11 protein-coding genes and 1 pseudogene are annotated in these 14,795 nt (G+C 41.6%); 7 read left to right on the top strand and 5 right to left on the bottom strand.

Annotation, left to right across the window (positions count from 1 at the left end; all coding sequences use genetic code 11):
* Positions 1-110: 110 nt before the first annotated feature.
* From LC574_RS04355 to LC574_RS04340, 4 genes and pseudogenes are all read left to right on the top strand, one after another.
* A pseudogene (locus LC574_RS04355) lies at positions 111-1,439 on the top strand (cobaltochelatase subunit CobN); the annotation flags it as partial.
* Between the two features lie 143 nt (positions 1,440-1,582).
* The gene (locus LC574_RS04350; RefSeq protein WP_229451660.1) at positions 1,583-1,987 is read left to right on the top strand and encodes a hypothetical protein; all 405 of its coding nucleotides are present in this window, start codon (positions 1,583-1,585) and stop codon (positions 1,985-1,987) included.
* Between the two features lie 83 nt (positions 1,988-2,070).
* Positions 2,071-2,292, top strand: a complete 222-nt coding sequence (locus tag LC574_RS04345; protein WP_229451659.1) for a type II toxin-antitoxin system HicB family antitoxin — start codon at positions 2,071-2,073, stop codon at positions 2,290-2,292.
* Positions 2,292-2,477, top strand: coding sequence for a type II toxin-antitoxin system HicA family toxin (locus LC574_RS04340; protein WP_229451658.1), 186 nt, complete (start codon positions 2,292-2,294; stop codon positions 2,475-2,477). The genes LC574_RS04345 and LC574_RS04340 overlap by 1 nt, the downstream gene beginning before the upstream one ends.
* 470 nt (positions 2,478-2,947) lie before the next feature.
* Here the strand turns inward: LC574_RS04340 and pip are convergent, their stop codons facing one another.
* From pip to LC574_RS04315, 5 genes are all read right to left on the bottom strand, one after another.
* Positions 2,948-3,895: a prolyl aminopeptidase gene (gene pip, locus LC574_RS04335; RefSeq protein ID WP_229451657.1), complete on the bottom strand. Its 948-nt coding sequence runs from the start codon at positions 3,893-3,895 to the stop codon at positions 2,948-2,950.
* 479 nt (positions 3,896-4,374) lie between these two features.
* Complete coding sequence (locus LC574_RS04330) at positions 4,375-4,788, bottom strand: hypothetical protein (protein WP_229451656.1); 414 nt, start codon at positions 4,786-4,788, stop codon at positions 4,375-4,377.
* Between the two features lie 584 nt (positions 4,789-5,372).
* Complete coding sequence (locus LC574_RS04325; protein WP_229451655.1) at positions 5,373-7,160, bottom strand: iron uptake porin; 1,788 nt, start codon at positions 7,158-7,160, stop codon at positions 5,373-5,375.
* Between the two features lie 282 nt (positions 7,161-7,442).
* A complete protein-coding gene (locus tag LC574_RS04320) occupies positions 7,443-8,891 on the bottom strand; it encodes a hypothetical protein (RefSeq protein WP_229451654.1) in 1,449 nt (482 codons plus the stop codon).
* A gap of 389 nt (positions 8,892-9,280) precedes the next feature.
* On the bottom strand, positions 9,281-9,667 hold the full coding sequence (locus LC574_RS04315) for a hypothetical protein (RefSeq protein ID WP_229451653.1): 387 nt from the start codon (positions 9,665-9,667) through the stop codon (positions 9,281-9,283).
* A gap of 978 nt (positions 9,668-10,645) precedes the next feature.
* Between LC574_RS04315 and LC574_RS04310 the strand changes: the two genes are divergently transcribed.
* From LC574_RS04310 to LC574_RS04300, 3 genes are all read left to right on the top strand, one after another.
* Positions 10,646-11,788 carry an HMA2 domain-containing protein gene (locus LC574_RS04310; RefSeq protein ID WP_229451652.1) on the top strand — a complete coding sequence of 381 codons (1,143 nt, stop codon included), beginning with the start codon at positions 10,646-10,648 and terminating at the stop codon, positions 11,786-11,788.
* A 192-nt stretch (positions 11,789-11,980) separates the two neighbouring features.
* Positions 11,981-14,233: a heavy metal translocating P-type ATPase gene (locus LC574_RS04305; protein WP_229451651.1), complete on the top strand. Its 2,253-nt coding sequence runs from the start codon at positions 11,981-11,983 to the stop codon at positions 14,231-14,233.
* Between the two features lie 70 nt (positions 14,234-14,303).
* Entirely contained in the window at positions 14,304-14,612 is a 309-nt protein-coding gene (locus LC574_RS04300) for a DUF5132 domain-containing protein (RefSeq protein WP_229451650.1), read from the top strand.
* Positions 14,613-14,795 lie beyond the last annotated feature (183 nt).

Raw genomic sequence — 14,795 nt, 5'->3', positions numbered from 1 at the left:
TGACAAACCCTCTTAGGGTAAAGGTATCAAGAGATTATTGCAACGTATTTCATATATTTTAGGACTTACGCAAAAATCGCCCAAAAGCTTAATTTGTCGAACCGCCAAGACGCCAAGAACGCCAAGAGGAGGAAAGGTTAATAAGGGATTTGTTGATGCAATCTACGGATGAGTTAACGAATTTGTTAAGGGGGTTGAATGGGGAGTATATTCCGCCTGCGCCTGGGGGGGATTTGTTAAGGGATGGGGCTGGTGTTTTGCCGACTGGGAGGAATATTCATGCTTTAGATCCTTATCGAATGCCTTCACCTGCGGCATATGAACGAGGGCGAGAAATTGCTCAAAAAATTATTGTGCAGCATTTGGATGAATATGGGAAATATCCTGAAACGGTGGCGGTGATGTTATGGGGATTGGATGCGATTAAAACTAAGGGTGAATCTTTGGGGATTTTGTTGGAATTGGTGGGGGCTGAACCTGTTAAGGAAGGAACTGGTAGAATTGTTCGTTATGAATTAAAGCCGTTGGCGGAGGTTGGACATCCTCGCATTGATGTGTTGGGTAATTTGTCTGGAATTTTCCGGGATAGTTTTGTAAATATCATCGAATTGTTGGATGATTTATTTCAACGGGCGGCTGATGCTGATGAATCGGATGATCAGAATTTTATTAGGAAACATGCTTTGGCTTTAAAAGCCCAAGGTGTAGAAAATGCATCAGCAAGATTGTTTTCTAATCCGGCGGGTGATTTTGGTTCTTTGGTAAACGATCGCGTGGTTGATGGTAACTGGGAATCTGGTGAGGAGTTAGGCAATACTTGGCAAAGTCGCAATGTGTTTAGCTATGGGAGAGAAGATAAAGGTCAAGCTAGACCGGAAGTTTTGAATACGTTGTTAAAAACTAGCGATCGCATTGTTCAAGAAATCGATTCGGTAGAATATGGTTTAACTGATATTCAAGAATATTACGCTAATACGGGCGGTTTGAAAAGGGCAGCAGAAAAACAACGCGGTAAGAAGGTTACAACCAGCTTTGTGGAAAGTTTCTCGAAGGATACTACACCGCGCAATTTAGATGATTTGCTGCGAATGGAGTATCGCACTAAGTTGGTAAATCCCAAATGGGCGCAAGCAATGGCGAATCAAGGTTCTGGTGGTGCGTTTGAAATTTCCCAACGGATGACGGCGTTGATTGGTTGGGGTGGTACTGCCGATTTTAGCGATGATTGGGTTTATGACCAAGCGGCTGATACTTATGCGTTAGATGCAGAGATGGCGGATAAATTACGCAAGGCAAATCCTGAAGCTTTTCGTAATATTCTTGGCAGAATGTTGGAGGCGCATGGGCGCGGTTTCTGGGAAGCTGATGGTGAGAAGTTAGATAAGTTGCGGCAATTATATGAGTTGACAGATGAGGAGTTGGAGGGAGTGACGGTTTAGAAATAGGGAAAAATTATGAAGTTTCTGATTACTATCTTTACCGATGAAAATGGGTTAAGCAAAGACTGAATAAGAAGCTAAGTAAAATATTAAAGAGGCAATCAAAGAACGTTTAGAGGTAAGTGCTGAAAAAGGAGATTGCAATGAGTAAAACAATTATTGGAAAGTTTTTCAGTATTAACGACGATGATTTGGAGGATACAATCGACTACCTCAAACAATTAGGTATGACCTTTGGTAATGGTATAGAAAAAAACTTGTTTTATATAGAATTGAAACAACTACCGGAAATATTGTTCAAGTTAGAGCAAAGGGGGTACTTGGAGATTTACTCAAGGGAAGCATGGGATATCAGAAAAATTTCCGTTGAGGGTGTAGTTTTATATATTGTTGAAGAATATGGAGATGGTTATATCTTTTTACCCAAAGAGAATATAGTTTCTATCCATACTATAGAGGAAGAGTTTCTAGATGCGATCGCGCAGAAGAATCAACTACGAAAAATAAAGGCAACATATTTTGATAAGCAAGTAGAAATCGACACTTAAGCGACTAGATAAAAAACAATTTATAGCTTAATATCTTATTTATGTAAGGTAAAATATAAACTTTAGTTATAAAGCATCCAACAATGGAAAATTCTTTTACTGCTGTATATGAAAAGTTAGATGATTGGTATATCGGCTATGTTCAAGAGTTACCTGGAGCTAATGTACAAGAGAGAACTCTGGAAGAAGCTAGAGAAAGTCTACGGGAAGCGATAGAGTTGATTCTAATCTCAAATCGGGAACTCGCAGAGCAACAACTCTCCGGTAAAGATGTCGTCCGTGAACAGATTAATGTCAAATTATAGTGAAAAGACGTGAATTGATTCGCCATTTGGAAAAGAACGGCTGTTTGTTCCTTCGAGAGGGTGGAAGGCATACGATTTATTACAATCCATCAAACAACAGAACCTCAGCAGTTCCAAGACATACTGAGATTGTTGATATTCTAACTATCAAAATTTGCAAAGATTTGGAGATTCACCCACCCTAGTGTTGTAGTGGTATGGCACAGCTAAAATAGTGCAATAGAAAAATTGAGTTACAGCAGTTTTCATGTATTTGAACCACATCTGTCGTAAGGGCACAGCATTGCTGTGCCCCTACCGCGTGATCTATTTACCTGAAAATAGCTGTACAGCAAATTTCAACTTGGTGAGGTACAACAATACCCCACCCGCGCTATCGCGCACCCTCCCCTTATAAAGGGGAGGGTTGGGGAGGGGGAGCATCCCACTTTTTTACATGTCATTGCGTTCGCGTAGCGTCTCGAAGAGAGGAACGAAGCAATCGCAAAATTCTTCAAGTCAAAACGAGTCCATGAGATTGCAAGTCTTGGACACGCACTTGCGTTCGTCGTTCCTCCTCTCTACGAGACGCACTCGCGTTCGCAATGACAGTTATTCTCAAGAGCAAAATAAAAACTGGGATGCACCCAACTCCCCCGTTCCACAGGCTAAATATTCAACCGAATTCAATATTATCTGTTGCCTCAATCAAAGCACTACAAATTCCTGGTTCACTCATCGAATGCCCAGCATCAGGAACCACAATAAATTCGGCTTCTGGCCAAGCGCGATGTAATTCCCAAGCTGATATCATTGGACAAACTACATCATAGCGTCCCTGAACAATTACAGCCGGAATATGGCGGATACGGTCTACATTTATAAGTAATTGATCTTCTGTTTCAAAAAATCCCTTATTCATAAAGTAATGGCATTCAATACGTGCGAAAGCTGAAGCAAATTCACTCTCGCCAAACTTTTGCATAAGTTCTGGGTCTAAGAAAAGTCTACTGGTACTAGCTTCCCAAATTGACCAAGCACGCGCTGCTGTTAATTGAATTTCTAAATCTGGATTGGTCAACTGTTTGTAATATGCTGCGATTAGATCATCACGTTCATCTATGGGAATTGGTTTAAGATATTCTTCCCAAGCATCAGGAAAAATATAGCTAGCACCCTCTTGGTAAAACCATCGCAACTCTTTTTGCCTCAGCATGAAGATACCACGGAGAATTAATCCCGCGCATCGAGAGGGATGGGTTTGACTGTAGGCTAATGATAAAGTGCTACCCCAACTACCACCGAAAACCACCCACTTTTCTATACCTAAATGTTGGCGCAGTTTTTCGATATCACTGACTAAATCCCAAGTGGTGTTTTCTCGTAATTCAGCATGGGGCGTACTTTGACCACAACCGCGCTGGTCAAACATGACTAATCGCCATTTTTCTGGGTGGAAATATTGCCGATAAAAAGCTGGACATCCACCACCAGGGCCCCCATGCAGCAAAACGATGGGTTGACCTTGCGGGTTCCCTGATTCTTCAAAATGAATGGTATGAAGGTCAGAAACTTGTAAACTACCTTCTAAGTAAGGCTTGATCGCTGGATAAAGTTCTCGCATTTTGGATATTTTATCAGTAATGTTGTCATAGCGATCGCGCCAGCCCTGAGTTGTCAGATCGTTGGCGCGATCGTATTACACAAGGAAGATTATCTTCTAAAATTACTTTCCTGTTATTAATAATGCGCCAGGATAAAAACTGATACCAATTCAAAATTCAAAACTTGTACTGAGCTTGTCCTCTTGGTAGCCGACTTGTACTGAGCGGCGTCGAAGTAAGGGCGTAGCCGAAGTATTCAAAATTCTGTTAGGAAGAAAACTAGATATCACAAGGGTTTGATAGTGTATATCTGTCGCATTCTTTTTTCAAATTGGTATGACTTATACCCCAATACAGTTCAGTGAAAAATTGTAGGTTGGGTTAAGCAAAGCGCAACCCAACAAAGCCCCGGAAATGTTGGGTTTCGTTCCTCAACCCAACCTACACACTTTAAGGCTTTTGGCGCGCTAACTGAACCGTATTGAAATTGGTATGACTTCTACCCTGAACTGTACAGCACTAGAATAGACAGAATTAGGGTTAATTGACACCCGCATAATTCAGTATAAATTGATTTATTTATTACAAATATCTGGAATGGCTTTATGTAAATTCTTGGAGGTTGCCCGAATTCAATCAACAACTGCCCGAATTCAATAAACGACTGCCCGAATTCAATCAACAACTGCCCGAATTCAATCAACGACTGCCCAAATTCAATAAACGACTGCCCAAATTCAATAAACGACTGCCCAAATTCAATCAACGACTGCCCGAATTCAATCAACGACTGCCCGAATTCAATAAACGACTGCCCGAATTCAATCAACGACTGCCCGAATTCAATAAACGACTGCCCGAATTCAATCAACGACTGCCCGAATTTACAGCAGTTTTCATGTATTTGAACCACATCTGTCGTAAGGGCACAGCATTGCTCATACGTGTCAACTTAACGTAAAAGCCATGTCCCGCAAGGAACTGAAGTTCCTTGCTAATAGCGAAACTCATCTGAAGATGACTAAATATAGCCAAAAATCTTTAGTCTACTTTAGTAGACTTTAGCTATTAGCCTTGAACTTTAGTTCTAGGCGGGTGAGGAAGGCAACAGTTAAGCTATCTATAGCTTAAGTTGACACCAATGAGCATTGCTGTGCCCCTACCGCGTGGTCTATTTACCTGAAAATAGCTGTAATATAGGAACTTAGCAAACTTGCTTTTATTAAACACAAAAGCGATGGCTTTGCCAACGCCAAGGGCGATCGCCTTTCATTTAACAAAGTTTGGGGGTTTAAGTCCCCAGCAAGACAGGCAGCACGTTTTGTGTCGGGGTAAAATCCCCGTCACAAAACGTAATTGCGAACTTGTACTGAGCTTGTCCTGAGCTTGTCCTGAGCGTAGCCGAAGGGCGTAGTCGTTGGCGCAGCCTCTCGTAGAGAAGGGCGTAGCCGAAGTATTACGAATAATCACAACAAAAGCAGTATTTACCTAAAACCTTTAAAAGGTGAAAGTTGTTCTCAGCGTACCGATAATTGCATCGTCGTTATTGCTGTTTTGACCAGGAGAAGTCAACCAAATCACACCAGGGGTGATTGAAACGTTATCTGAGACGCGATACTTGTAAAAACCTTCAAAGTGATAGGGTATATCATTACCAGCAAGATTAGCAGGTAAACCTGTCCGGTTAAACGAATAGGGTTCTGCACCAGCAAAAATACCTAAAACGTTACCCCGTTTACCGAAGTCAGGTAAGGCTATCCCAACTCCGTAGCTCCAAGCTTCATAATCATCATCTGCACCAAAGCCTGTGACATCGTGGTAAGAAACGAAGCCACTAATTGACAATTTATCGCTGGGTCTGAGGGCTGCCGATATCCCGTATGAATTACTGGAAGATGCGTTTAGAGCACTTAGGATGTTAGCTTGACCAGTACCTAGGACGCGGTTAGTACTACCCAAACCACCACCTAAATCAAATAAATTACCGCCTCCAGCACCATGATAACCGTGAACGTAGGTAGCAGCGATCGCCAAGCGATCGCCAACACTAAAGTTCAATTGTCCAAGAGCTGCATAGTTACCCTCCAGCAAACCTTGATTTGCGCCAGGATTATTAGCATTTGACGCTAAGTAGCCTACAGTCAGTGAACTTGGTTTGAAAAAGCTGCCACCGCTACCAAAGGGTAAAGTCAGTGCTGCACCTGCACCACCACCAATGCGATAGATGGGACTTTCAGAAGCAAAGGTAGACAAAGCCCCATTACCGCCATCATAGTCCTCAAAGTAAGGGTTGTTAGTAGCAACATAATCGCTATGAATACCTCCGGTGGCTGCCAAGTAAACTTGGGCTGGGCCGATGGGTACGTAATACGCCAGCCAGTCTATAATTACACTGTTGTTAGTAGTGCTACCGACTTGAAACGTTTGTGTGCCTTCAGCAGTATCAATAGGAAGACCAGCATTATCTCTTATTGAAAAGGCTCCTGCATTACCAGCAGCAAGACGGGTGTGTAAAACGTCTTTACCAGTGAAACTGGTTTGCAAGTCTAAACGTACCCTATCTTGGAACACAGTATTGTTAGCATCGCCAGTATTACCGCCAAAAATATCAGTAACGGCAAAAATAGCTTCACCCACCAATTTTGTAGTAGTGGAAAACTGATTTGCTTCCAGTTCAGCAGTCCGTGCTTCTACAGCATCGACTCGGCCACGCAGAGTTGCTAGTTCTGCCGAGAATTCTTCTTGCAAACGTTGGAGGGTTGCTAAATCCTGTTTTGTCACCAAATCAGCAGTTGCTGTGGCAATCAGTTCATTAACCCGATCTAAACAAGCATTCAAACCTGCGGCAAATTCATAACGAGTCAATGCCCGGTTGCCACGGTACGTACTATTGGGGTATCCAGCAATACAACCGTAGCGTTCAACCAGGGATTGCAAAGCTTGGAATGCCCAGTCAGTCGGCTGTACATCAGAAAACTGAGAAACTGATGTGACTTGAGACAGTGAATTCTGGTTCTTGCCTTCGCTGCTGTAGCGGTTAACTTCTTCTAAAACCTTGTTTTCATCAGTCTTTGCCTGGGCAACCAATTGCTGATTTTTTGGTTGCTCTGTTTGGATGAATATTGAAGCACTAGAAGCTATTGGTGCTTCTGTCTGAGCAACTTTTGCGTTTATACCTTCAGAAGAGGCTGGTACTTGAGTAGCCATAGCCCTAGCGGAAACCAACACCATCACTCCCAAAACTACTGGGCTTAGTACCAGAGTTTTCCACAATAGATTAGACATTTTTTTATTTTCCTTTCCCAAAAAAGGCCTGAAATGACTGGCTTCAAGAAAAAGAGAACAAGCAGTTATTGTACTTGTTGGAAATCTTATCAGATTGCAGTAACTTTAAGATATGCTTCACAAAATTGTTACGGATAAAGAAACTTAACTCATCCCACAGCTTGAAGCCGTGGGGAAATCTAGTCAAGAAGTCATTAGTACGTTTGTCACGGTTTTCGTTCTTTTAGGCACTAATGACTAATGACTAATGACTAATGACTAATGACTAAGATTATGGTTAATTTAGCTCAAATTAATGCCATTTCTCGATTTTAGCTTCTTGTTTTTGACTTTGATTTGTGGTAAATCCTTTTTATCTTTGTAAAAGTAACAGATTTCAACTAGAGTTGGCCATATTTCTAGAGAACCGTGAAATTGGCTAATCACATCATCGGTAATTCTGGAAACGTTTTGCTGAAAAAAGTCTGGTTCAAACCCATAAAATACTCTTGATAAGTTCTCAGCAAACAATTGGAGTGACTGTTTACGCTCTTCATTCTGGGTAGACATTGAGGCTTTGACTACTTGCTTGTGGATAGCAGAGATTTTTTCCAGGATTTCCTCAGAGTCTTGCAACGTGACTTCCCCAGAGTAATCAAACTTGATTCCCAGGTCATCAAGATGATAAACGCTGCTCTTAATCTTCTTTTTCAGCAGGCTACATATTTCCTCATTAAAGAGTTCACTAGCCAGAGGATTACGCATGTAGTTATTTCTAATATGGTTTTGGACAGCATCAACGTGTGCAGCCACAATCCCCTCTTGCTGTATCCAAATTCTGTAGATATAATCTTCAAATCTGAGGCGAGTTGGAAAAAATGGTGGTAAACCTAGCTGATTATCATATCCAGCCACTCCACAATCCATTCTCCAGTTTTTGTTAGTAATAACAGGTCTAAAGTTGGTAAGAATATAAAAATCATTCAAGTCATTTGGACTTATTTGGTTTTCATCATTGAGATACATGTGAATAAAATCAAGTGTATCTATATCATTAGTTCCCGTGCGAAAAGTCTGGGCAATCTTGACGATCGCATTATTCAATACTGTCCCCTGTTGTAACAAAAGGCTGTTTTCCCGAAAGTAACCCTTGGTTGTATTAGTTTCTAAATCCATTGCTGTATCAAGAACCAATTCTCCAGCCTCGAAGTTTTCCGGTACATGGCTAGCTTTTTGACCTAGAACATCACTAAAAGCCGTGAGTAAGTCAAAAGATTTATGGACAAAGCCACCTTGTTGGTTAGACTTAATTAATTTTCCTCGACATATTTCATCACCTGATAAAGATTCTGGGCTAGTTTCAATTAATGCATCTGGTCGCATATCGTCATCTGCACTAACCATTAAATGACCAAGGGTATACATTAGTGTGAAGTTGCGATTTCCGCCATAACTAGGTCGGAATAAGTTTTTTACTAGTGACTCTAGTTTCTTATCGCGCAGTCTTTCATTTAAAAATGTAATAAATTGCTCTTTCTGTTGGGGGCCGACATAAAACATATCATTGACTGTCTTAGTCTGCTCTAAAAGTGGGTAATATTTATCGTGGTTGGCAATGCTAGAATCATCAAATACGATAATTTTTAAAGCATGACCATTCGCCCAGAAATTCTCATCATACTTTTCGATGGTCTGTGCTACATCTCTCAGTCGATGAGTCGGAATAACAAATATCGTCTCTTTTTGTTTCATACAAATCTCTTCAGGTTTATCAAATTACAGCTATTTTCAGGTAAATAGACCACGCGGTAGGGATTTAGCATTGCTCATTGGTGTCAACTTAAGCTATAAATAGTTTAACTGTTGGCTGACTCACCCGCCTTGAACTGAAGTTCAAGGCTAACAGCTAAAGTCTACTGAAGTAGACTAAAGATTTTGGGTATATTTAGTCATCAACAGAAGACTTTTGCTATTAGCAAGGAACTTCAGTTCCTTGCGGGACATAGCTTTTACGTTAAGTTGACACGTATGAGCAATGCGCTTTACCCCTACAACAGATGTGGTTCAAATACATGAAAACTGCTGTAAGTTTCAAAAGTTCCAACTACTAATAAATGCATCGTCGTGACAATTTTAGAAAGCTATTTAGGCTTGTAGTCAGAGCAATTGAGTGCTTCTTTAGTTAGAGCAGCAAAAGGTTGTACTGCACACTTTAGATAATGGTTCTTGTTAAAAAATTGGCAGTTCTTACAGGGATGTTGCTCTAAATGTTTTATGCTTACTATTTCGTGTTTATCTTGTGCCGCATCTTGTACCGCTTTGGAGGCGTATGAAACGAGAAAAACGAAAGTTCCCCAAACAATCATGAAGGAAATGTGAGCTAAAAAAACTGCTACAAAGGGGATGTCTCCGTCGTGTGGTTTTATGTCATGATCTATTGCATTCGCCAGTTTAGCTTCAATCAGAGTGGATTGATTAAGACTCTTTTGGGCAGATACATAAAATCGTAAAAGCTCCAAAGTATCCATATTAAAAACCTTTAATTAGTCGAACTCAGATTCAGCAAAGGTCATCTAAATTAAACATTTTTATCCACTAATAATTTGGCTTAAAACACCAAACAGACTTGGTTTTAAAGCTTTTTTGTTTTTTCACACAAAACATTTTTTAACTCTAATGTCATTGTGCAATAAATTACACAAAAAATATATATATTAAAAATATATTTTTAATATATACAAATTGTTTAGCTAAAAAGCATATAGTTATCTACTAGCTAAATTTCCATATATTTAGAGATATATCTTTGATATACATATAACGGTTGTCAATACTGCGTAGGTTTTGAATATTTGTAGGTTGGGTTGAGCCTAAGTGTTACCCAACAAACCCCGCTAAGTGTTGGGTTTCGTTCCTCAACCCAACCTACACATTTTTATTTGTTTAGGCAAAACCTACGCAGTCTTTTAACGGTTCCTACTGGCGTGAGGTGCATTAAAAGCCTTAGAGTTTGCTTACCCTTGAAAGTCCTCAACGATTGACCGATAATATTGTTAAGAGCATATAGATTAGGACATTTTGAAAGCGTGAATGTCAGGAACAGTGATGTTTTACCTCCTGCCTCCTGCTATATTGCACAATTTCCTCAAAGGTGCTTGCCTGATTCAACGAAGAGGGAGTTCTTGAAGGCGACTCAAAGCTTGGGGAAATGACCCCTTCAAGAACTGCCGTGGATGAAGGGGGGAATATTGGTCTAAGTCCCCCACTACATACAAGCGTAGTTCTCGTAAAGAGCAAGAAGCTAGCGCAACAGATGGGGTCGAATCCCTATTCTTTTCCATGCCCTCCTAAAAATTTTGTATAGTTATGTTTAATTATAATAATCATTATCATAACAAAACGTTATTAAAAATAATTCGGAAGACACATACTTAACCCCCAACCTTAAGTTACATTTAATCTATTGTTAACCTTTAACTTGATGTAGCTATTGGCTAATTGGGTAAATGACTAAAAATATCAGTAATCGTGAAAAATTAAATATTTTAGCGAAAATATCTCCTAATTTAATCTCTACACCAGAAAGCAACGAAGTTAATCAGAGTGCAAGTAAAGCGATCGCACAGCCCTCAGCTGGTTTGCAAATAGTTCATGTAACTACCGGGCGCGTGCGACTCCGTAGCACTGACAGTAGTCTTAACTCGATATTAGACAACATAGCCCAAGATTTACGCTCCATAGAAGGCGTGAGGGAAGTTACCGTGAATGAGCAAACGGGCAGTTTGATAGTTAATTTTGATGAAGATAAGCTCTCATTACCGCAAATTTTGGCGCTAAAATCCGATATTGAGATCCAACAGCCGCAGGCTTTGTCTGATTCACCTAGCAAGACAGATCCCTTTGCAGCTTGGAAATCGGCTTCATTTTGGAAAGAGCAGGGTATTTCCTTAATTCCGATGATGACAGGTTTGGCGGTAACAGGAGGGTTAGGAATTCATGGCTGGGTATCGATTCCAGTTTATATGATTGCGGCGGATGCAACCCGTGGTGTCATTGGTTATCTTGGCTCTCAAGTTCCGACATCAGAAAAAAACGAAGCTGATTATACCAGTTCTGCGATCAAAAGCGACATATCCGAATCTAGTATCCAACAAGAAAATAGCAAGGTGGTAACACCTGCAAAGATTGACTACAGCGTAGTTCATCAAATTCCCGGACGTATTCGGTTGAATGTGCCAAAAATTGCTGAAGATCGAGCTTATGGGCGGCGGCTTGAGAGAATAGTGAAAACCGATGCTCAAGTTACAAGTGTGCGTATAAATTTTGATGCAGCATCAATTGCGATCGCTTATCAGTCTCGTAATATTCCATTATCTTATTGGGTGAGTCTGATGGAATTAGCGTTGGAGATCAACCCACCAACACTAGGGATCACAACGGCTAACCAACCCCTAGAAGAAGTTAGTCAGACGGCTGAAATTACAGAGGCAACAACAGCAAATCATACTACTGGCGTTGCTCAGACTGCTGAAGTTACAGACGCAACAACGGCAAATCATACTACTCCAGAGTTATCCAGTCTGTGGAGTAATCTAAAATCGCCTGCGATGTGTTTCTCCTTAGGTATGATGGCGAATTTCCCTTTATAAACGATAATATTGCGCCTGATTGCCCTGACTCTGAAAGTCGCTGGCTCACAAACTTAGCTTACCTACAGCGATATAACCAAACTGTTCATAAGCTAATCAATCTCACAGGATTGGTGGCTAATTTGCTCTCTTTACTAAGGTAAAGAGCCTGATTTTCATCGAAGTGTAACAATTTTGGATTAAAGAAAAGTAATGGCAAAAGTAGCACTACAACTACCATCACCCCCAAAATCTCAATTCACTGTGTTGGAAGGGAATGGAAAAGTTTCTTTAATTGACACTAATGGACACTCTCAAGAACAGTTGCCCAACGTTACCTACAGCGTTGTCCATACAATTCCGGGAAGACTGCGGTTTCGCTTACCTCGCTTACGCTGTGATGCAGATTATGCCAAGCGTCTGGAAGTGTTGTTAACAGCAGATGCGCTGGTGAAGAATGTCCGTGTCAAGCCTGCGGCAATGTCGGTTGCAGTTACTTATAAATCTGATAAAATTTCCGATGCGAAGATGCGATCGCACCTTCACGATTTGATTCAGGCTGCAAGTGTTGTAGTCGTTCTCAAAAACTCTACATCTTTATCAGAAACCGAAAAAGAGGCATCTTGGCCAGGTTTACAACTCTCCGCCGTTGCGACTACTTTAGCAGTACTGGGGGGGCCGTTAGGATTACCGATCCCACCTTTAATAGTGGTGCTTCCCATCGCCATTGCCACACTACCCGTTATCCAACGAGCCTGGGAAGGTATTAGGGTAGAGCGAAAATTGAATATTGACTTTTTGGATTTGATGGCGATCTCTATTACTACCTTCCAAGGGCAATTTCTCACACCATCGCTGATGCTCGGTTTAATTGAAGTGGGTGAAAATATCCGCGATCGCACGGCTCGTTCTTCTGCTCAACAAACTCTAGATTTACTTAGTTCTCTAGGGCAATTTGTCTGGGTGGAACGCAATGGCGAAAAGGTACAAATTCCCATTCAAGATGTGCAGCGTGGCGATACAGTGATTGTTTACCCTGGCGAACAAGTGCCGGTTGATGGTAGCATTTTGCGAGGTAAAGCCCTACTAGATGAGCAGAAACTAACTGGCGAGTCGATGCCAGTGTTGAAAAAAACGGGACAACCAGTTTTTGCCTCAACGCTGGTACGGGAAGGACGAATTTATATTCTTGCAGAATGGGTAGGCAATGATACCCGCGCCGGACAGAGCATTAAGTTAATGCAAGAAGCGCCTGTCCACGACACCCGCATAGAGAATTATGCGATAAAATTTGCTCAAAAAGCGGTTGTGCCAACTTTGCTACTTGGTGGAGCAGTATTTGCCGCAACCCGCAACCCCTCACGGGCAGCCAGCGTTTTAACTCTAGACTTTGCTACAGGTATTCGAGTATCAGTTCCCACAACAGTTTTAGCAGCATTAACTTATGCCGCACGACGGGGAATTCTTATCCGTAGCGGACGGGCGTTAGAACAATTAGCAGAAGTTGATACCATAGTTTTTGATAAAACGGGGACACTGACTAAGGGAGAAGTTGATGTTGTCAGTGTGGAAAGTCTCAATCCAGCAACATCAAGATTACGGGTGTTGGAATTGGCAGCCGCCGCCGAACAACGTTTAACTCATCCAGTCGCAGAAGCAATTGTTCGCTATGCCCAAGCAGAGCAAGTGGAAATTTTGCCGCGTAGTAAGTGGGACTATCAACTAGGTTTGGGCGTGCAAGCTCTGATTGATGAAGAGACAGTTTATGTTGGGAGCGATCGCTTTTTGCGTACCAGTGGCGTTGATATGGCAGCGCTAAATGGTCAGCAAAAATCTCCAAATTCAGCGATTTATGTAGCCAGCAACGGTCAACTTCAAGGTATTATTAAATATAGTGATCTTCTCCGTCCCGAAAGCCGCGAAGTCATTAAGGCACTTTCGACGGTCGAAGGTGTAGAGATTCACATGCTAACCGGCGATAATAAGCGAACTGCTACTGCTGTTGCTGCTGAACTTGGTATTTTGCCAACGCATACTCACGCAGAAGCTTTTCCAGAACAAAAAGCAACAGTTGTCCGCCAACTGCACGAACAAGGTAAGATAGTTGCATTTGTAGGTGATGGGATCAACGATTCGCCAGCTTTAGCCTACGCTGATGTTTCCGTTTCCTTTGCCAACGGTTCCGAGATAGCCCGCGAGACAGCAGACTTAGTGTTGATGCAGAATGACTTGCATGGTTTATTAGAAGCGATCGCGATCGCTCGTCAAGCCAAGCAATTGATTCGGCAAAACACAGCACTTGTTGCCTTTCCTAATTTAGCAGCAATGGCGATCGCCGTTTTCTTTGGTCTTAACCCCTTAGCTGCAACAGTAGTCAACAATGGCTCAACCGTAGTTGCTGGAGTCAACGGTTTGCGTCCAATTCTTAAAAATCGTCAACATAAAGCTCTACCATCGGCAAGATGATACAACTATGCCGCCAAGAGTATCTTAAAAAGCTTTCCGAAGTTTCTTAATTAATAGGAGAAAATTGAACATGGCACCTAAAATTAGTGATTTTGTTGAAGATGCAGGCGCTCCCGGTATTATAGCCGGAATTGGTGCAGTCCTCTTAGCACCTGTTCTATTGCCCATTGTCGCTGGAGTTGGTAAACCCTTAGTCAAGTCAGTCATCAAAGGCGGAATTGGTCTTTATGAAAGAAGCAAAGGAACCATTGCAGAAATGGGAGAAACCTGGGAAGACATGGTAGCCGAAGCCAGAGCAGAACTTGCTGAGGAAAAAGAAACCCCCGTGTTTGAAGCCACTGCCACCAATGCGGATAATGTCGCCGATAATGGTGTGTAATTTCATCTGCATATAGCAATCCTAAATGATTTGTAAACTTCTTTCCTTCTTCTCTTGGCGCTCTTGGCGTCTTGGCGGTTCGATAAATTAAGCTTTTTAGCAATTTTTGCGTAAGTCCTAATATCTTTTCTTGGTATTTAACTATGCTTGATTACAGCAATACCATCCTTGACAGGTTAAAGA

This window comes from Nostoc sp. CHAB 5715, from assembly GCF_020829685.1.
In the GTDB taxonomy this organism is placed as follows: domain Bacteria; phylum Cyanobacteriota; class Cyanobacteriia; order Cyanobacteriales; family Nostocaceae; genus Nostoc.
The sequence above is the reverse complement of the archived record's forward strand: the minus strand, read 5'-3'. Positions and strand labels throughout refer to the sequence as shown.